Below are 19,206 nucleotides of genomic sequence, written 5' to 3'. Positions count from 1 at the left end.
GCCGGAAAGCACTTAATGTGCTTTCCGTGCGAGCAGGACTGTTCGCAGTAGCAAACTAAAGGCCAAGGGGCCCAGTCAACCTATCAGCAGCGATTACTCAACAGCTAGTTGAATTTGAAGATCTTTGAGGCAAGACGGTAGAGGCCGAGTGTGGTTTTGTCTCCAGCCCGCCCGTGCAGGTTGGTAAAGAAGCCGACCACACCGTAGCGTGCACGACGATACATACGCTCGTCGTAGGCCTTCAAATCACTCCACAATGTCGTCAGGCGCTCGTCGGCGCAATCCTCATCGGAAAGCTTGGTAAGCACCGAACAAATTGCCATCATCATGGTGAAATAGCCCATCATGTACGCGCGCAGACGCGACGACTCGACATCGCTGTACAGATGGAACGACTCCATCATAATGCGCGTCACGCGAAACTGCTGGTCCAGACGTTTGACCATCGTGGCCTCGTTGACGCTCTGGCCCTCGCGACCGATAAAGTAACGATAGAGGTCGATGTCGGCGTAGTACATGGTCTTGCAGCGCGGCAGCGGCACATAGGCGTAGATATTGTCGACATAGAACGTGTGCGGCGGCATAGGCAGATTGGACGCGCGCAGCACATCCGTGCGATAACACAGGCTGTGCATGAGCAAATTCTGGTCCGGACGGAAATGGCCAATCTGGTCCCAGGTAAAGATCTTTTTGCGCGGCAGGGCAAACTTGTAACCAATAGCGGTATGCGTACCCTCATAAACCTTCTCGTACACATAGTTCGAGATAAACAGATCGACGCGCTGGTCGCGCTCCTCAAAGCCACGCAGAATCGAAAGCATGGTCGAAAGCGCCGCACCGTCGAGCCAGTCATCCGAGTCGACGACCTTGTAGTAGGTGCCCTGCGCCTCGCGCAGGCCCGAGAGGACGGCCATGCCGTGACCGCCGTTCTCCTGATGCACCGCGCGGATGATACCGGGGTAACGCGCCTCCCACTCATCAGCCTTAGCTGCCGTCTCGTCCTTGGAACCGTCATCGACGATGATGATCTCGATATCGGTGGCGTAATTGCTCCCCTCCAGAATGGAGGTGATGCAATGGTCCATGTCCTTGGCGGCGTTATACGAGGGAATACCGAATGATATGACTTTATGCATGGCAGGCGATAATCTCATCCGAAAGATCGAGGGCAGAGTTGGTCACGGCATCCATATCGTAGTAACGATACTCGGCCAGGCGACCCACCGGGTGGAAGTTCGTCAGGTTCTGGACGCGCTCAAGATAGCGCTCATAGAGCTCGCGGTTCTCGGGCTCCAGAATGGCGTAATAGGGCGTCTCGCCCGAGCCGGGCGTATAGGACTTGGAATACTCCTTCATGATGGTGGTCTTGCCGGGCAGGACCTGACCAGTCATGTTCTTGAACTCGGTGATACGCGTGTAATCCTCGCTCGTGGTGTAATTGACGGTGCCCACGGGCTGGAACTGGTCCATATCGAGCGTCTCGAACTTCATGTCGAGCGTACGGTACGGCAGAGCGCCCAAGTCGAGGTTGAACAGCTCGTCGAGCGGACCGGTGTAGACGATCTCGCCGCCATAGACCTTGCCGTCGATCCTAACGGTGGTCTCGTCAATCTCAAAAAGGTCGCGGGCGTCCACGTCGCAGAACACATCAATCAGATCGTGGTCGAGCATATGCTCGAACAACGCGGTATAGCCGTCCTGCGGCATGCCCTGGAAGGGAGCCTGCGGGAAATAGCGGTCATCGTCGCCCACAAAGACGGGAACGCGGCCGGTGATCGAGGGATCGATCTGGTCGGGCGTCTGGCCCCACTGCTTCATGGTGTAATGCAAAAAGACGTTCTCGTAGACGTAATCGGCGACCTCGGCAAGATCCGGGTCGTTCTTCTTGCGCAGCTCCATGATGGGCACCTTGACGTCCTTGCCAAAGGTCTCCACGAGCTTCTGATACAACTCCTCGCCGCGCTCATCGCCAAAGGCGAGCTTGAGGCTCGCGTGGTTAAAGGGCACGGGCATAAGGGTGCCGTTGATGTTGGCGAGCACCTTGTGCTGGTAGTCCGTCCACTTGGTAAAGCGCGACAGAAAATTGTGGACGCGCTCGTTAAAGGTATGGTAAATGTGCGGACCATACTCGTGGACCAGGATCCCGGCCTCATCAAAGCAGTCGTAAGCATTGCCCGCAATGTGGCCACGGCGCTCCAAAACGGCAACGCGATAGCCGATGGTCTCGGCAAGACGGCGGGCACAAACGGCACCGGCATACCCGGCACCGACGACAATCATGTCATATGCGCCGGCGTTAAAGCCTTCAGGCAGGCCTGAGGTAATCTGCATCGATACTCCTTGTCAAAAGCCACGGGCTCGTTAGCTGGGCTTTTCTCGAACATTCTTCGAGACATATTTATCAGAGCGATTATAGCGCTAATGCGTCCTATAATGAGCTTGCCACACAAGGAAAGCTCAAGCACCCCGGCGTACATATTTGAAAGGTAAACCCGCTAGCAGCGGGTTTATTCGTGGACAGCCGGACGCCTGGAGCTTAGCGAAACGCTTGTAAGGAGTAACATGAGCGATTTCCTAAACCGTATGAAGTCTGCCGCCAAGGCCGACCTTAAGACGATCGTCCTGCCCGAGGGCGAAGATCCGCGCACCATCATCGCAGCTACCAAGATCATCGAGGAGGGCTTGGCAAAGATCGTCATCTTGGGCAACCCCGACGAGATCGACGTTCCCGGCGCTACCGTCATCGACCCGCGCAATGCCGAGAAGCACGAGGAGTACGCGCAGAAGTTTGCCGAGCTCCGCGCCAAGAAGGGCGTCACCATCGAGCAGGCTCGCGCCCAGGTGATGGACGCCACCTACTTTGGCACCATGATGGTCAAGATGGGCGATGCCGATGGCCTGGTCTCCGGCGCCTGCCACTCCACCGCCGACACCCTGCGCCCCGCGCTGCAGATCCTCAAGACCGCCCCGGGCACCAAGCTGGTCTCGGCCTTCTTTGTGATGTGCACCGACACCCCGCAGTTCGGCACCGACGGCACGCTGATCTTCGCCGATTGCGGCCTCAACATCAACCCGTCCTCCGATGAGCTCTCCGAGATCGCCATCGCCTCCGCTCACTCTTGGTCCACCTTCATGGGCAACGTTGAGCCGCACGTGGCCATGCTCTCCTACTCCACTATGGGTTCCGCCGGCGGCGAGGTCGCCAAGAAGGTCCAGGAGGCCGTGAAGTTCTGCAAGGAGAAAGCTCCCGAGCTCGCCATCGATGGCGACCTGCAGCTCGACGCCGCCATCGTCCCCAACGTCGCCCAGCTCAAGGCTCCCGGCTCCTCCGTTGCCGGCAAGGCCAACGTGCTCGTGTTCCCCGACCTCGAGGCCGGCAACATCGGCTACAAGCTGGTCCAGCGCTTCGCCGGCGCCGACGCCTACGGCCCCATCCTGCAGGGCATCGCCAAGCCGGTTAACGACCTTTCGCGCGGCTGCTCTGCCGACGACATCGTGGGTGTCGTAGCCATCACCGCCGTCCAGGCTCAGATGGCTGAGTAGCGGACGTATCCCCTCGGGACCCTACAGGGTAAAGCTCTGAAAACGTCCTCGGACATGCATGAAACCCCCGCTGCGCACTTCGTGCGGCGGGGGTTTCATGCGTCCTGCGGAAAGTTTTCAGAGCTTTACCCTGTAGGGTCCCTGCCGCCACGTGGTGCTCAGGGGATCTGGAGTGGACGGCGGCTTGGCTACGAGCTGGGGCTGAGAATCTGAATGGATGGGTGCCGTTGCTGGGGGGCAAACGATGCGGATATGGTCACTTTGGATTTGAAAGGCTGATAGGGCCTCGGCGGTTGTTGTGCCGGAAAGCGTGTCCCGGTTTGAAGGCGGATTGCGGGATGTAGCTTCCACTTGGGGGCTGTTTGGGAAACTGCGGGACGGAATTTTGCTTTGTTGTGGGTCGCATTTTCCGCAACCTGCCCCAAACGGAAAGTGTGTCCCAAAATCCGCGTTCAAAATGGGATGGGGTTTCCGCCGTCCGCCCTCCAAAAAAGCCTCCCGAGCTGTTGCTCAGGAGGCCTTTCGTTTACATGCAATCGGCGCGCTAGTTGTTCGCGGTCAGACGCTCGACGTCGTGGGCGATCATGTATTCCTCGTCGGTGGGGATGACCATGACGGTGACGGCGGAACCGGCGGCACTGATGACCTGTGGGCCGTTGCCCACGGCCTCGCGGTTCTTATTGTTGTCGATGCGTACGCCCAGCCACTCAAAGCAGTCGCAGAAGGCCTTGCGGATCGACCAGTCGTTCTCGCCGATGCCGGCGGTAAAGGTAATGGTGTCCACGCCCGCCATGGAAGCGATCATGGAACCGGCCTGCTGCATAGCCTTGTAGGCGAACATATCGAAGGCGAGCAGGCAGCGCTCGTCGCCCTCGGAGGCGCGTGTGCGGATGTCGCGGGCATCGTTGGAGATACCCGAGATGGCAAGCAGACCAGACTGCTTGTTCATCATATCATCGACTTCCTGATAGCTGTAGCCGCCCTCGCGCTGCAGGTAGCACACGGTAGCAGGGTCGATGGAACCACAACGGGTGCCCATCATCAGGCCATCGAGCGGCGTGAGGCCCATCGTGGTGTCGCGGCACACGCCGTCCTCAATGGCGGCAAGCGAAGCGCCGTTGCCCAGATGGCACGAAAGCAGACGGTGGCAGCGCGAGCCCAGGATCTCCTTGGCCATCATCCACTCGTAGCGGTGGCTCGTACCGTGCGCGCCGTACTTGCGCACGTGGTACTTGTCGCACACGTCCTTGGGCAGCGCGTAGGTGTAGGCAACCTCGGGCATGGTCATGTGGAACGAGGTATCGAAGACGGCCACGTTGGGCAGCTCCGGATACTTCTCACGGCAATACTCAATCGCCGCGGCCTCGCCGTAGTTGTGCAGCGGAGCAAGCGGTGCCACCTCAAGAATCTTGGCCATAACCTCGTCGTCGACAACTGCGGAATCATCGAAGTGCCAGCCGCCCTGAACGATACGATGCCCAATGCCATCAATCGTAAAGTCGGTCTTCTCAAGCTCCTCGAGCACACGAGCGATAGCAGAGCGATGATCGGGGAAAGGGACCTCCTCGGTCTGCTTGGCGCCACCGTTCTCGGAGTGGCCAAAGATGCCCATGTCCGATCCGATACGCTCGCAGTTGCCCTTGGCGAAAACCTTGCGGGTATCGGTATCCAAAAGCTGATATTTAAGGCTTGAGCTACCGGCGTTGACAACAAGTACGTTCATGAGACTCCTTTGCAGTGCAATACGGTCGGCGCAGACCCCTTAAGGTGGCCGTATGTTAATAAGAAGTTATCACAACTTGATAAATAGCTATCAGGCATATCGCCCAACGAGCACAAGAGAGGGGCCGAACGGCGCTCGGTCGTCCAGCCCCTCCCCTCTTGCAATTACTTGCCGTTGACGATGCGCTCGACGTCGGAAGCGATCATGAACTCCTCATCCGTGGGGATGACGAAGATCTTGACCTTGGAATCCTTGGCGGACAGGCACCAAGCGCCGTCGCCACGCAGGGCGTTGCGGGCATGATCCATCTTAACGCCCATAAAGGCCAGACGATCGGCCACGCCGGCGCGAACGGCCGGAGCGTGCTCGCCGATGCCGGCGGTAAAGACCAGGGTGTCCATGCCGCACATGGAAGTGGCCATCTCGGCGGCCTTGGCGGCAATCTTGTAGACGAACATATCGAAGGCGAGCTGGGCCTCGGGGTCGCCGGCAGCGGCGAGCTCCTCGACGTTGCGGCAGTCGTTGGTCTTGCCGCCGGTCACAGCCAAAAGGCCGGACTTCTTGTTCATCATCTCGTCGACCTCGTCGAAGGTGTAGCCACCCTCGCGCTGTAGGTAGCACACGGTAGCCGGGTCGATGGAGCCGCAGCGGGTGCCCATCATGACACCGTCGAGCGGCGTCAAGCCCATGGTGGTGTCCATGCACTTACCGTCCTCGATGGCGCACAGGGAAGCGCCGGAACCGATGTGGCACACGACGACCTTGCGAGCCTCGCCGTTGGTCATCTCGGCAACCTTCTTGGAAATATAGCGGTAGCTGGTGCCGTGGGCGCCATACTTACGAATGTGCAGCTTGTCGCAAACATCCTTGGGCAGGGCGTAAGTCTTGGCGACCTCGGGCATGTTGAAGTGGAAAGCGGTGTCATAGACCGTGACGTTGGGCAGATCGGGATACTGCTCGAGGCAGTACTCGATAACGTTGGCCTCGGGGTTGTTGTGCAGCGGGGCGAGCGGAGCGACCTCGCGGATCTTGGCGAGGACGTCCTCGTCGACGAGGGAGGAATCGCCGAAGTACCAACCGCCCTGAACGATACGGTGGCCGATGCCCTCGATCTTGACGCCGTTGGCCTCGAGGTCCTTCAGGACGACCTCGATGGCGACCTTGTGGTCGGGGAACTCGATGTTCTCGGTCACCTTCTTGGAACCGTTGGCAGCGTGGGTGAAGGTACCGCCGGTAAAGCAGACGCGCTCGCAGGAGCCCTTTGCGGACACCTTGTGGGACTTGGTATCGATGACCTGATACTTAAGGGTCGAAGATCCCGCGTTGACGACCAGAACGTTCATGTGTCTCCCTACTAACAGGCGGTGTGGCGCCGCCAGGTTACATACGCTTCAATAATAAACCCAAACGCCCTCGCGCTCGGGTTTATTGCGTTGATATATAAGTTATCGGTGCCTAAGCTTTCGCCTCATCCCACGGAAGAAGCGCCCTCAGATGAGGTTCTCGCCCAGGTTTTTGCCGCCGAGGACGTGCATGTGGAAGTGCATGACGGTCTGGCCGGCGTTGACGCCCTTGTTGGAAATGACGCGGAAACCGTCCTCCAGGCCCTTGGCCCTGGCGACCTCCTGAATGGCGTGAGCCATGGCACCCATGGTCTCGGCCGGTACGTTGTCGGCGATGTCACTGTAGTGCTTCTTGGGAATCACGAGGGTGTGGACCGGCGCCTGGGGATTGAGGTCGTCGAAGGCGATGACCTGATCGTCCTCGTAAACGACGGTCGAGGGGATCTCGTGGTTGGCAATTTTGCAGAAGATGCAATCACACATGGTTGGTTCCTTTCTCACAGACCAAGGTAGTCTTTTTGGGACGGGGCTTTTTTGACTACTTTTTCGCAAGCGCAGGCACCTGGCGAGCCGTCGCGCAAGGGTAGTCAAAAAAGCCCCGTCCCAAAAAGACTACCCCAAAGTAGGCTGCGAGGTGGTTAGAACGAAAGGTTGTCGTCGGTGTTGGCGGCTTCGCCGTCGGCGAGCACGTCGTTGCCGTCGACGTCCTTCAGGAGCACCGAGACCTTCTGCTCGGCATCGGACAAGCGGGTACGCAGGCTCTTGAGGAGCTCGACGCCGCGGGTATAGCTCTCGAGCGACTCCTCGAGCTCCATGTCGCCCGACTCCAGGCTGCGGATGATGAGCTCCAGCTCCTGCGAGGCCTGCTTGTACGTAAGCTGCTCGACCGGGGTCTTCTCTGCCATATCTGTTTCCTTTCCTAAGGGTCTATCACTGTGAAACGAGGTCTACTCGACCGCGTTGACGGTTGCTGCCACGTTGCCGTCCGCCATGCGCACGCGAATAGCGTCGCCCGGCTTAAAGGTCTTGGCGCTCGTAGCCACACCGTCCTCGCTGTACGCGATGGAGTAACCGCGGGCAAGCACCTTGAGCGGCGACAAGGCATCGAGCGACGCAGCAGCTCGGCCCAGGTCGGACGCGGGCTTGCTGAGCATCGTGCGCCCCTGATGCTCCAGACGGGAGCTCGCAAGCGTGAGCGCATGGCGTTTGCCATCGAGCCCCGAGGTGCTTGCGATCAAGCGCTCGGGCAGGCGCTCAAAGTCGGAGCGGAAGGCCCCAACCGAACGCGTTATGGCGCCGGACAGGCGATCGGCCGTCAGGGCAAGCTCGGACTCGCGACGCTCGACCATAAACGTTGGATCGTTGAGGCACGGGCGGCACGCGGCCGCATCGAGCGCGTCGCCCAGACGAGCCGTATAGGTGTCCCAAGCGCGGCGACCACGCTGATCGAGCATTTCCAGATCGACCTGATCCGACCCAATCATCGAAGCCATCGCGGCGCCCAGACGCTGATGGCGCGTCTCAAGCACGTCGGCCAACTCCGTCATAGCCGGCGCCACCGATTCTGCCGCCGCCGTGGGCGTGGAGGCGCGGCGGTCGCTCACCATGTCGCAAATCGAGGTATCGGGCTCATGGCCAATGCCGGTCACCACGGGCACAGGACAAGCCGCCACCGCGCGGGCAAGCTCCTCGTCGTTAAAGGTCATGAGGTCCTCGAAGGAACCGCCGCCACGCACGAGCAAAATGCAATCGGGCGCCGGCGTAATGGAAGCGGCGCGACGCAAACCCTCAATGAGCTCTGCCGGCGCACCCTCGCCTTGAACCTTGGCACCCACGCAAACGAGCTCGACGAGTGGGTTGCGACGACGCAATGTGCGCTTGACGTCATCGATTACGGCACCCGAAAGCGAGGTGACGACCGCCACACGCGAGCAGAACACCGGGATGCGGCGCTTGCGCGCTTCGTCCATCAGGCCCTCGCGTCTCAGCTTTTCGGCCAGTTGCGCCACTTGTTGACGCAGCAGACCCTCCCCCGCCAGCGAAAACGAGCGGGCGACAAAACTCATGCGGCCCGTGGGCTTATAGAGATTGAAGCTACCCTTAAAGCTCACCTGCATGCCGTCGCGCAGATCGAACGTGCGCTTGAGATAGGCACCCTTCCAAATGATGCAGTCAACGGCGGCCGAATCGTCCTTAATCTGGAAGTAGCAGTGGCCGCTTCGGGCATTGGGGCCACGGAAACCCGTGACCTCGCCCAAAACACTCAGCTGCGGAATAGCATCGAGTGCACCGGCGGCGATCTCCACCGCCTGGCTCACGCTGAGTTCCTTGCGCTCCTGATCGCCCGAGCCGTCAAACTCGGCGGAAACGGCATTGCCGGTTAGATTCCAGCCTGCCACGCAGCCTCCTTTCGTTATCGTGCACAAAGGCTCCAGCCCTGCGCAAATTCAAGTCCAACACATAGTACAGCGCCGCGGGGACACAAATCCCCGCGGCGCCTGTCAAGCCAATTTGTTATCGGTTGGAGTTTCTGTTGTAGCGAGCCATCAGGTAGAGCAGCTGAATGATCGAGGTGAGCGCTGCGGCCACATAGGTAAGCGCGGCTGCCGTCAGGACCTTCTTGGCACCGTTGACCTGCTTGGAGCTCATGCCCGACTGCTCGATGTACGCCACGGCGCGGCGGCTGGCATCGATCTCGACCGGCAGCGTAACCAGCTGGAACAACACACTAAACGAGAAGAAGATCAGCGCGAGGGTTGTGAGCCCGGCAATGTTCATAAACAGGCCCAAGAGCAACACGATGGTCCAGGTGTTCTGGGTAAAGTTGACGACCGGGACCAGGGCAGTGCGCACCTTCATCATGGCATAGCCGCTTTGGCGCTGGGCGGCGTGGCCCGCCTCGTGGCAGGCGACGGCAACGCTTGCGACCGATCCGCCCGAACGGTTGGCATCCGAGAGATACAGGTTGTTATCCTGCGGGTTGTAATGGTCGGTGAGCTCACCGGCGACGCCCTTGATACCCACGGCATTGCAACCGCTGGCGTCGAGCATGCGGCGCGCGACCGCAGCGCCCGTGTCGCCGTCCGAGCGAACCTTGGACCAGGTTTTATACGTCGAGTTGATATAGCTCTGCGCGGCAAGACCGAGCACCGTACAAACAAGGACGACCAGCAGGTACAGCGGGTCGATGCCAAAGCCATAACCATAGTAATAGGGCATGCGAATTCCTCCGAATCGAGTTACACGTTGAAGGCATTCTACCCACTCGCCCAGCCAACGAGACAGCATCGATGTTTTGGCAATGTCAGTGAAAACGGCCGAGAGCGAGCAAGGTGACGTGAAAGAGAAGCGACGCGTACTTTGGTACGCGAGCGACGATTGAACGTCAGATTGCCACTCTCGGCCGTTTGCAGCGTCGAGCCGTTACGCGGTTTGGTAAAACCGCGTAACCATATACCTACAGGAGCTCGATTTTGCCGTCCTTCACCGTCAACCCCATGTTGCCCGAGAGCAGATCGTCCAGGCGCGAGCCCACAAGCTCAAAGCGCCAACCTTCGCGCAAAGGGCTCTGCTCGGGATGCTCAATATAGTCGGTCAGGTCATCGCGCGAGGCAATGACCGAGGTCGCCACGCCCGAACGCTCGGCAACCAGGCGAATGAGCGCGTACATGAGATCCGTCACGCTCTCCAGCTCCGGAGAGATCTGGCGATGTCCGCGCACCATGAGCGGCAGGCGATCGTGCGGGCAGCTCGCGCCGCGCTTGATGGCCATGAGCGCGCCGTCCACATCGCGCTCCCCCAGTTGATCGGTGCCGCGGATGCTGCGGAACTCCTCAACGCGCACAGGATTGCGCTTGACGAGCGCCAGCAGCGTATCGTCGGACATAACCCACTTGCGCGGGATGTTGCGGCGCTCGGCGCGGTCCTCGCGCCAGGCGGCAAGCTCGCGCGCAATGCCCAGCTGATGGCGGCTACACGAGTTGATGCGCTTGACCTTGCGGAATGCCTCATGCCGGTCGGCGCGGTAGTGCGACTCGTCTGCCAGCGGGCGCAACTCGTCGAGCACCCAGTCCACGCGGCCAAGCTCGCGCAGGCGGCTCATCATCTCGGTATAGGCGACGATCAGATACTTGACGTCATCGATCGCGTACTCAATCTGCTTATCGCTCAGCGGGCGGCGCGACCAATCGGTCAGCGACTCGGTCTTGGGCAGCGATACGCCGCAGAACGTCTGAACGAGCGCGCCGTAGGAAATCTGCTGGCGCTCACCCAAAAAGGCGGCGGCGACCTGCGTGTCAAAAATCGGACGCGGCAGCGCGCCCACGGTGTGGAGCATGACCTCCATATCCTGCGAGCAGGCGTGGAAGACCTTGACCACGCTCTCGTCGGCCATAAGCTCGGCCAGTGGCGATAAGTCGTCGATCACCAACGGATCGACCGCGACACTCTCGGCAGGGGTGGCAATCTGGACCAGGCACAGGCGCGGATGAAACGTGCGCTCGCGCAAAAACTCGGTATCGACGGCAATCGCGTCGAACTCACGAGCGCGCTGACAAAAGTCGAGTAGAGCCTGATGTGTGGAAATGTACATATCAACCCATCGAATAAGGTTAGGCCCGAAAAACACGGGTAGGATATCGGCATTGCCCTACAACTATACTCGGTTAGTCACAGAACGGGAACGTAAGCATGCGCTGCCTTATCATCCACAACCCGGCATCGGGTCCCAGCTCCGATGAAATCTACGCATTCACGCACGCTCTTGCACAGGGCGGCGACGAGGTCGTAATGCGCTTTATCGGCGATGGCATGGAGCCCGAGGACGCGGTAGCGGACGTTCGTGAGTTCGACCGCGTAGTCGTTTCGGGCGGCGACGGCACCGTCTCCAACGTGCTCGACCAGATGCGCGGGTGCGGTGTCCCTACGCTCATCTTCCCCTCCGGCACAGCCTGCCTGTTCTTTAACAACATCGGTAATGCCCCCGAGGCGGCGGCGCTTGCCAAGGCTTGCCGCGCCGGCCGCACGGTCAAGGTGGACATGGGTGAGCTCTTTTGGATCGACGAGAACGGTAACGAGAAGCGCCACGGCTTTATCATCATCGCCGGCTCGGGCTTCGACGCCGAGATCATGATGAAGGCCGCTCCCACCAAAAACGACATTGGCGAGATCGCCTACTTCCTCTCCGCGCTCGCCACGCCCAACCCCACGGTGGCGCACTTTACCATTGAACACGACGGCATGGTCGAGGAGCTCGACGGCATCTGCTGCATGGCGGGCAATACCTCAGTCATCCAAAACGACATCAACCTGTTCCCCAGCTGCCGCATGAACGACGGCATGGTCGACATCGTCGTTATTGAGCCCGTGCGCACGGTGCAGCTGCTCCCCACGGTGATCACCGCCGCGCTCGACCCCGCCGGCAAGGTGCTCGGCCGCCCGCAGTTTAAGATTATCCAGACCAAGGAAGCCAAGATTACCTGCACGCCGTCGCTGGGCATGCAGTTCGATGGCGAGATCATCTCCAGCAACTCCGGTGTCTTTGGCGCCCGCGCGCTTCCGCAATGCCTCGACCTCATCGTCGACGAATTCTCTCCACTCGGAAAATAGGAGGACCCCGTGAACGACAACCCTATCATTGGCTTTATCGTCATCGTTCTGGCCATGCTCGTGGGCTACGCGATTAACGTAATCCACCGCCGGAAGAAGTAATTCCACATTGGTATGATATTCATCCAGTCATCGTCTCCCCCGTTGTTTATGCATTTGCCAAACAGCGGGGGATTTTCTTCGCGCCCTGTGCAAGGCGCTTTATTCAGGTACAGTAATTACAGGGTGCCTTTATTTAAGTAAAGCTACATAATGAATACAATTTACCGCTCATCGAATATTTCACCGCGTTTATAGAATAAGTTTATTTCACACATGAATAATATTTCCATTTCGTTATGCTATGGAAGATGTTTTATTGGCTGAAGCCCTCTGGCGACAGAGGGCTTTCGCACGCTGGGAGGGAAAATGAGGAAAGCTCACCCCGTCAACGCGCTCAAGAAGCTAGGCATAGGCCTCGCCTTTGGAGCTGCAACCATCATGTCCATGCCGACATCTGCGCTCGCCTGCACGCAGATGTACATGGGCAAGAACCTTACGGCCGACGGCAATACGTATTATGGCCGCGCCGAGGACTATGACAAACGCTACCTCAAGCACTTTGGCATCGAGGATTCGCACGCCCCCGGCTTCACCTACAGCTCCGATGAGTCCGGGTTCGCATACACCTCGAACAAAACCACGTATCGCTACAGCTATGTGCGCGATCACCCCTCGCAGTGGGATGACCGTTGGGACGCCTACTCCGAGGCCGGCATCAACGAGAAGGGCGTCTCCTGCTCTGCCACGTTGAGCACCTCCTATAACGAGAAGGCCGAAGAGGCCGACCCCATCACCGAGGAGACTGGCATTGGCGAGTACAGCTATGCCAGCGTTATCCTGGGCGAAAGCGCCACGGCCCGTGAGGGCGTCAAGCTTATCGGCAGTCTGATTGACGAGCAGGGCGTCTGCTCCAACGACCAGATTGTCATCGCCGACAGCAACGAGACTTGGCTGTTCGCCGCACTTTCCGGGCATCAGTGGATTGCCATGAAGCTCGCTGATGACGTCGCGTCGCTCAACCCTAATATCGGGAGCCTCAACTACGATGTCGACCTTAATGACGCCGAGAACTGCCTCCACTCCGAGGGCATCCAGACCATGCCCGTGGAGAAAGGCTTCGCCAAATACACCGACGGCAAGTTCGATGTTGCCAAAACCTATGGCGAGGGACTCGATGAGTCTGGCAGGCATCAGTGGACTCGCTATGTCCAGGGCCGAGACTACTTCATGAACCCGCTAATCAAGGACAAGGACTACACCATCGTTAAAGACAAGAACGGTACCGGCGCATCCGTCAGCGAGATCCAGCCCTTGTTCTTCAAGCCTGGCAAGTCTGGCTGGAGCACCTTTGAGCTGATTCGTGCCTTTGGCAACCGCGGCGAAAATGTCCCCGGCCTTAACGCCAACACCGACGGCGCCTACGCCATCGGCACCGAGCGCAACACCGAGGTCAACCTCTTCCAGATTCGTCGCGGCCTTGATCCCCAGGTTGCCACCATCCAGTGGGAGATGCTCTCCCGTGCCGCGTACTCCGTCGCTATCCCCTTCTACTCTGCACTGCTCACTGAGGTCAGCCCGTATTTCAGCGATCAGACTGTCTCCTTCGACCACTGCAAAGAGACCGACATCGTGAACAACGAGGAGCCCGAGAACTCCATCAACTACGTCCTCATGGACATCAGCTCCCTCTGCTTCGAGCATCCCGAGCTGCTCGGCGTCAACGTCCGCACCTACCTCGACGCCCTCCAGAACGAGCTCGTCGAGCAGAACTTGGAAGTCGACGAGGTCATGCAGGCCACCGAGGGCACCGAGGCCCGTACCGCCCTGGCAAACAAGGCCGGCAATGCTGCCACCGAGAACACCTACGTCAAGTGCAAGGCCTTGCTCCAGGAGATGCGCGCCTATCTGAAGGCTGAGAACTTCGACCAGCCCTTCACCCCGAGCGACCTGAACACCGAGACCAACGGCCTCAAGGTGTCCATCACCTACGCCAAAGACGCTCTTGCCACCGACCCGGTAACCCCGGATCAGCCTGGCACTCCCGAGCAGCCTGGTACTCCTGAGCAGCCCGGTACCCCCGAGCAGCCCGCTAAGCCCGAGCAGCCCACCACCAAGCCCGAGAAGCCTGGCAAGTCGGACACCACAACCACGGTAACCACCAACAAGACGAACACCAAGGGCGGCCTGCCCACCACCGGTGATCGTTTTGATGGCCGCGTGGTGGCTGCATTCGCCATCGCTGGCGTTGCCGTCATCTCCGCGGGCGGTTACTTCCTCTACCGTCGCAATAAGGAGTAACGTCCTAGCTGAGCGGGCAAGGCAGCAATGGCAGCCTCGCCCGCTCAGCCCGCTCTTTTGACCGGCGGGAAACGTCGCCGAAATCTTTTCAAAAAAGATTTCCCTGTACACACTTCGCTGTGCTATAGTGCAGCGCAACAGCAACTAGGCGCGACCGCGCCACGGCATCACGAAAGGAGCCACCAACATGAAGAACACGATGACGTCTCTCAACAACTGGTGGTGGCGTGATGCGAATACGATTGGTCGACGGTGAGTCCCTCACGCCTGTTTTGCGCTCTAGGTGATTGGAAGGCCTCCGGTTTCGACCGGGGGCCTTTTTCTATCTCGAGCCCGATCGCATTCGCATCACGCGCCTCCGCTTTCTTCTCTTGCACTTCCCCTCCGAAAGGATTTTCACCATGTCTCAGAACACCACCACCGCCCAGCCCCGCACCGTCCAGACCGCCGACCGCGGCAAACTCGACGTCCGTGCCCTCGTCTTGCTCGCCATCCTGCTTGCCGCCGGCTTCATCCTCAACTTCACCGTCGGCAAGGCCATCTCCGGCATCTCGGGCGGCATGATCAGCCCCGAGTTCATCATCTCGGCCTTCTGCCTCACCATCCTGGTCGTTCGCCCCAACATCGGTCAGGCACTCGTCATCGGCCTGATCTCGGCCGCCGTGATCCAGATCACCACCACCTCGCCGTTTGTCGATTTTGCCGCCGAGGGCATCGCTGCCATGCTCATGGCCGTCATTGTCAACGCTGCCGCCAAGGACGGCCAGGTTAAGCCCGCCGTCGCCATCGTCGCAGCCTTCGTGACCACCTTTGTCTCGGGCGTCATCTTCATGGTCATCAAGATGGCCATGCTCGGCGTGGTGAGCGAGCTCGCCGCTGCCATGCTGCCCGTCGTCGCCATGACCGCTGTGTTTAACGCCATTCTGGTCGGGGCGCTCTATCTGCCCATCCAGAAGGCCCTTAGGCTTAACTAACCCGCTCGGCTTTACGAGCCACCCCCATCTTGGCGTTCATTCGTCGCTCGCGTACCCAAGTACGCTTCGCTCCTCTTTCGCGCCAACCTGGGGCACCTCGTAAAGCCGTCTCCGTGCTTCACCAGCAAAGACTGTCCCAAACAACGAGCTTTTGGGGACGTCCTTAAACGACTAGTCATGTAAGAACGTCCCCAATGACTATGAAAGGTATCCATGGAAACGATCATCAACGTCGACGATGTCTCGTTCTCCTATGGCACGCAGACCGAGCAGGCGCTTAGCCACGTTTCGCTCAGCGTGAACAAGGAAGATTTCATCGGCATCATCGGGCCTTCGGGTGCCGGCAAATCAACACTTACCGCCTGCCTGTCGGGCGCCGTGCCCCACCACTACAGCGGAACCTTCTTTGGCTCCGTGTTCGTTGACGGGCACGACACCTGCGAGGTCTCGCTCACCGACATATCGCAGATCGTCGGCAGCGTGCTGCAAGACATCGACACGCAGATGGTCGCTTCGGTCGTTGAGGACGAAATGCTCTTTGGCCTCGAGAACTTTGGCGTTCCGCATGACCAGATCGAGCAGCGCGTGAGCGAGACGCTTAAGGCCGTCGGCATTAGCGACCTGCGCGACCGCGAGATAGCCACCCTCTCGGGCGGCCAAAAACAAAAGGTTGCCATCGCCGCCATCCTCGCCATGCGTCCGCGTGTGCTCGTGCTCGACGAGCCAACCGCGGCACTCGATCCCGCCAGCTCCACGCTGGTTTTCGAAACGCTGCGCGAGGCAAACCGTAACCTCGGCATCACCATCGTCGTCGTTGAGCAAAAGGTCGCCCTGCTTTCGGAGTACTGCAACCGCGTACTGGTGCTCAATCACGGCCAGATCGCGCTGCAAGGCGAGCCACATGAGGTCTTTGCGCACACCGACAAGCTCCGCGCCATCGGCGTCGATTGCCCGCGCGTCACACGCATCTTCAACAGCCTCGAGGCCGATGGCTTGGCAAGCGGCACCCCCTGCCTGGATGTCGACGAGGCCGAACGCCTGATCGCGGGCATCGTCGACCCCGGCCGCGCGGCAAGCGACGCCCAGGCGCCCGCAGGCTCCCCGCACGCACCGTCGCTGTGCCCGCATGCGAGAGACGCCGAGCCGGTGCTCACGTTTGACCACGTTGAGTTTTCCTACCCCCATGGTGGCGCCGCCGTCCACGACCTCAACCTGACGCTCTATCCCGGCGAGCTCGTGGGCATTGTCGGCCAAAACGGAGCCGGCAAGACCACGCTCACCAAGCTGCTCACGGGTCTGCTTAGGCCTGCATCGGGCAGCGTGCGCGTTACGGGCTTGGACACGGCATCGGTTCCCACGAGCCGCATCGCCCGCGAAGTCGCAACCCTCTTCCAAAACCCCGACCGCCAGATTTGCAAGGACACCGTGCTCGACGAGGTCGCCTTTGGCCTGGAGCTTGCCGGCATCGACCGCGCCGAGGCGCTGCGTCGCGCCCGGCTCGTCATCGACCGCTTTGGCCTGCCGGCCGACGAGGCGCCCTTCTCGCTCTCGCGCGGTCAACGCCAGATGGTGGCGCTCGCCTCCGTCGTGGTCGTAGAGCCCAAGGTCGTGGTTCTCGACGAGCCCACGAGCGGCCTGGACTACCGCGAGTGCATGACCGTGATGGAAACGGTGCGCACCATGGCCGAGCGCGGCTGCGCCGTTATCATGGTCTGCCACGACATGGAAGTTGTCTCGGACTTTGCCGAGCGCATCGTGGTGATGGCCGACGGTCGCATCCTCGATCGCGGCCGCACACACGAGCTGTTCTCGAACATCGAGCTCATGCAGCGCGCCTACGTTGAACCGCCCCAGGTCATTGAACTCTCACGCCGCCTGGCATCCACCGTCTCGCCCGCCTTTGCACAGATGAGCGAGGTCACCGATATCGTTCGTATTACCGAGGAGATGGTCCGCCGTGGTTAACGTCATCGACTACATGCCGGGCGACACGCTGCTGCATCGCCTGAACCCCGTCATCAAACTGGGCCTAGCCGCCGCCATCATCATCGGCATCTTTTTGTCCGACACCTACGTGGCGCTGTTGGGATTTCTGGCGCTTACGCTCGCGCTGGGAGCCTACGCCGGCGTCGTCGACCGCCTGTTCTCGCTGCTCAAGCTGCTGATTCCGCTCGCACTCATCATGTTAGCGCTGCAGCTGGCCTTTATGCGCGATGGCAACGTGGTGTGGGGCTTCGTCACCGACGAAGGCCTCATCACCGGCTCGAAGGCCTGTCTGCGCCTGTTGGGCGTAGCGCTGCCACTCATCCTGATGCTTATGGTGACCAAGCTCAATGACCTTGCCAACGCCTGTGTCGAGGTGTTGCATGTGCCGTATCGTTATGCCTTCACCTTTACCACGGCGCTTCGCTTTGTGCCGGTGTTTGGCCAGGAGATGAACGCCATCATGGAGGCGCAAACCGCACGCGGCGTCGAATACGACACCAAGAACCCCATCAAGAAGCTCAAGCTCATGCTGCCGCTGTGCGTACCGCTGCTCATCTCGAGCGTAGGCAAGACCGATGCCACGGCCTTGGCAGCCGAGCAGCGCGGCTTCTACCTGCGCACGCGCGCGAGCTCGTACAAACGCTATCCCATCAAAGGCCTGGATATAGCCGTACTGATTGCCAGCATTGCCCTCATCGTCCTCGGATTCTTGTTCTAACCTGCCAAATAGGGACAGGTTTATTTTGGTCGGTTTTATATGGGCAAATGTCAGTCTCGTCCTTTAAGCTCCAGCACCAAGCAGCAACCGACAAATGCAAAAGGCCTCGGCTCGCACAAACGAGCCGAGGCCTTTACTGTTTTCCCAGATAAAACCTACCAAAATAAACCTGTCCCTTTTTGGCAGGTCGAGGGCTACAGGCGGTAGGGGGCGCCGCTGCGGATGATGGACTCGCGTACCAAAACGTCCATGGCGTCGAGGGTGATCTCGGGCATCTCGCGATACTTTTGCAGCACCGAAAGCTCCGTGCAGGCCAGAATGACGCGGTCGCAGCCGCTGCGGGCAAACTCCCACATCACTCGGTCAAACTTATCCATATCTGGCTCGCGTCCTGCCTTCACGTCATCGTAAATAAGCGACATCACATCGGCCTGGCGCTTCTCGCTGGGATAGACGACTTCGACGCCCGCCGCCTCGCACTCGCGACCGTAGACGCCGGCACCCACGGTGCCATCGGTACCCATGATGCCGATCTTGCGCACCGGCTCGGCCGGCATGCTCAAGTTGGGGTCGAACTCGCACTCCCCCATCACCACGCCGGCAAGCGCATAGCGCACCGACTCGCGCGGCATATGGATGATGGGGACCGAGGTAAACGACTGAATCTGATCGTAGAAGTAGTGCGACGTGTTGCAGGGAATGGCAATGTGCGCGCAGCCCAGCGTCTCGAGCGCCTGCGCACATTCCTTCATGGTCGCCAGCAGCTCGGTATGGTCGCCGGTCTTAATGGCCAGCGTGCGGTCGGGCATGGTCGACTTAGAGAGCACCACCATGTCGATATGTTCCTGATCGCGGGCGGCCGCCGTGTGACGCACCACCTGGTCGTAGTAATACGACGTGGCCTCGGCGCCCATACCGCCGATAACTCCCAGCTTTTCCATCGCCGCCTCCTTGGTGACGCTCGCACCATTG

The 19,206-nt window shown here is 59.9% G+C and carries 16 protein-coding genes; 6 read left to right on the top strand and 10 right to left on the bottom strand.

From position 1 onward, the window contains the following. Positions 1–104: 104 nt before the first annotated feature. Together ACTQX9_RS04755 and glf are read right to left on the bottom strand one after the other, a co-directional pair. Positions 105–1,136: a glycosyltransferase family 2 protein gene (locus ACTQX9_RS04755; RefSeq protein ID WP_441063207.1), complete on the bottom strand. Its 1,032-nt coding sequence runs from the start codon at positions 1,134–1,136 to the stop codon at positions 105–107. Beyond that, the gene (gene glf, locus ACTQX9_RS04750; protein ID WP_441540628.1) at positions 1,129–2,331 is read right to left on the bottom strand and encodes a UDP-galactopyranose mutase; all 1,203 of its coding nucleotides are present in this window, start codon (positions 2,329–2,331) and stop codon (positions 1,129–1,131) included. The genes ACTQX9_RS04755 and glf overlap by 8 nt, the downstream gene beginning before the upstream one ends. Positions 2,332–2,562: 231 nt before the next feature. Between glf and pta the strand changes: the two genes are divergently transcribed. Beyond that, complete coding sequence (gene pta / locus ACTQX9_RS04745) at positions 2,563–3,543, top strand: phosphate acetyltransferase (protein ID WP_441540627.1); 981 nt, start codon at positions 2,563–2,565, stop codon at positions 3,541–3,543. A 544-nt stretch (positions 3,544–4,087) separates the two neighbouring features. Here the strand turns inward: pta and ACTQX9_RS04740 are convergent. The 7 genes from ACTQX9_RS04740 to rnd form a co-directional block, all read right to left on the bottom strand. Beyond that, on the bottom strand, positions 4,088–5,266 hold the full coding sequence (locus tag ACTQX9_RS04740) for an acetate/propionate family kinase (protein ID WP_441083165.1): 1,179 nt from the start codon (positions 5,264–5,266) through the stop codon (positions 4,088–4,090). A gap of 164 nt (positions 5,267–5,430) precedes the next feature. Then, positions 5,431–6,609 (bottom strand): acetate/propionate family kinase, encoded by a 1,179-nt coding sequence (locus ACTQX9_RS04735; RefSeq protein WP_006234305.1) that lies wholly within the window; start codon positions 6,607–6,609, stop codon positions 5,431–5,433. A gap of 147 nt (positions 6,610–6,756) precedes the next feature. Beyond that, the gene (locus tag ACTQX9_RS04730) at positions 6,757–7,092 is read right to left on the bottom strand and encodes a histidine triad nucleotide-binding protein (RefSeq protein WP_195919566.1); all 336 of its coding nucleotides are present in this window, start codon (positions 7,090–7,092) and stop codon (positions 6,757–6,759) included. A gap of 155 nt (positions 7,093–7,247) precedes the next feature. Then, a complete protein-coding gene (xseB, locus tag ACTQX9_RS04725; RefSeq protein WP_006234311.1) occupies positions 7,248–7,514 on the bottom strand; it encodes an exodeoxyribonuclease VII small subunit in 267 nt (88 codons plus the stop codon). Positions 7,515–7,556: 42 nt separating this feature from the next. Next, on the bottom strand, positions 7,557–9,008 hold the full coding sequence (xseA, locus tag ACTQX9_RS04720; RefSeq protein ID WP_441540626.1) for an exodeoxyribonuclease VII large subunit: 1,452 nt from the start codon (positions 9,006–9,008) through the stop codon (positions 7,557–7,559). A gap of 115 nt (positions 9,009–9,123) precedes the next feature. Then, entirely contained in the window at positions 9,124–9,828 is a 705-nt protein-coding gene (locus tag ACTQX9_RS04715; protein WP_441040951.1) for a zinc metallopeptidase, read from the bottom strand. A gap of 238 nt (positions 9,829–10,066) precedes the next feature. Then, positions 10,067–11,200, bottom strand: coding sequence for a ribonuclease D (gene rnd, locus ACTQX9_RS04710; protein WP_441540625.1), 1,134 nt, complete (start codon positions 11,198–11,200; stop codon positions 10,067–10,069). Between the two features lie 98 nt (positions 11,201–11,298). Here rnd and ACTQX9_RS04705 point away from each other — a divergent pair, with 98 nt between their 5' ends. The 5 genes from ACTQX9_RS04705 to ACTQX9_RS04685 all read left to right on the top strand — a co-directional run bounded on the left by ACTQX9_RS04705 (position 11,299) and on the right by ACTQX9_RS04685 (position 18,234). Further along, on the top strand, positions 11,299–12,216 hold the full coding sequence (locus tag ACTQX9_RS04705; protein WP_441048604.1) for a diacylglycerol/lipid kinase family protein: 918 nt from the start codon (positions 11,299–11,301) through the stop codon (positions 12,214–12,216). 408 nt (positions 12,217–12,624) lie between these two features. After that, positions 12,625–14,556 (top strand): C69 family dipeptidase, encoded by a 1,932-nt coding sequence (locus ACTQX9_RS04700; protein ID WP_441540624.1) that lies wholly within the window; start codon positions 12,625–12,627, stop codon positions 14,554–14,556. A gap of 401 nt (positions 14,557–14,957) precedes the next feature. Then, the gene (locus ACTQX9_RS04695) at positions 14,958–15,530 is read left to right on the top strand and encodes a hypothetical protein (RefSeq protein WP_349089692.1); all 573 of its coding nucleotides are present in this window, start codon (positions 14,958–14,960) and stop codon (positions 15,528–15,530) included. A gap of 213 nt (positions 15,531–15,743) precedes the next feature. Beyond that, the gene (locus ACTQX9_RS04690) at positions 15,744–17,495 is read left to right on the top strand and encodes an ABC transporter ATP-binding protein (protein ID WP_441540623.1); all 1,752 of its coding nucleotides are present in this window, start codon (positions 15,744–15,746) and stop codon (positions 17,493–17,495) included. After that, positions 17,488–18,234 (top strand): energy-coupling factor transporter transmembrane component T family protein, encoded by a 747-nt coding sequence (locus ACTQX9_RS04685; RefSeq protein ID WP_441540622.1) that lies wholly within the window; start codon positions 17,488–17,490, stop codon positions 18,232–18,234. Before ACTQX9_RS04690 ends, ACTQX9_RS04685 begins: the two co-directional genes overlap by 8 nt. Before the next feature lie 194 nt (positions 18,235–18,428). On the opposite strand, the gene ACTQX9_RS04680 is transcribed toward ACTQX9_RS04685, so the two are convergent. After that, positions 18,429–19,175: an aspartate/glutamate racemase family protein gene (locus ACTQX9_RS04680; RefSeq protein ID WP_229770678.1), complete on the bottom strand. Its 747-nt coding sequence runs from the start codon at positions 19,173–19,175 to the stop codon at positions 18,429–18,431. Between the last annotated feature and the right edge of the window lie 31 nt (positions 19,176–19,206).

It is taken from the genome of Collinsella sp. LCP19S3_F2, assembly GCF_052121015.1.
Taxonomy (GTDB): Bacteria; Actinomycetota; Coriobacteriia; order Coriobacteriales; family Coriobacteriaceae; genus Collinsella.
The sequence above is the reverse complement of the archived record's forward strand: the minus strand, read 5'-3'. Positions and strand labels throughout refer to the sequence as shown.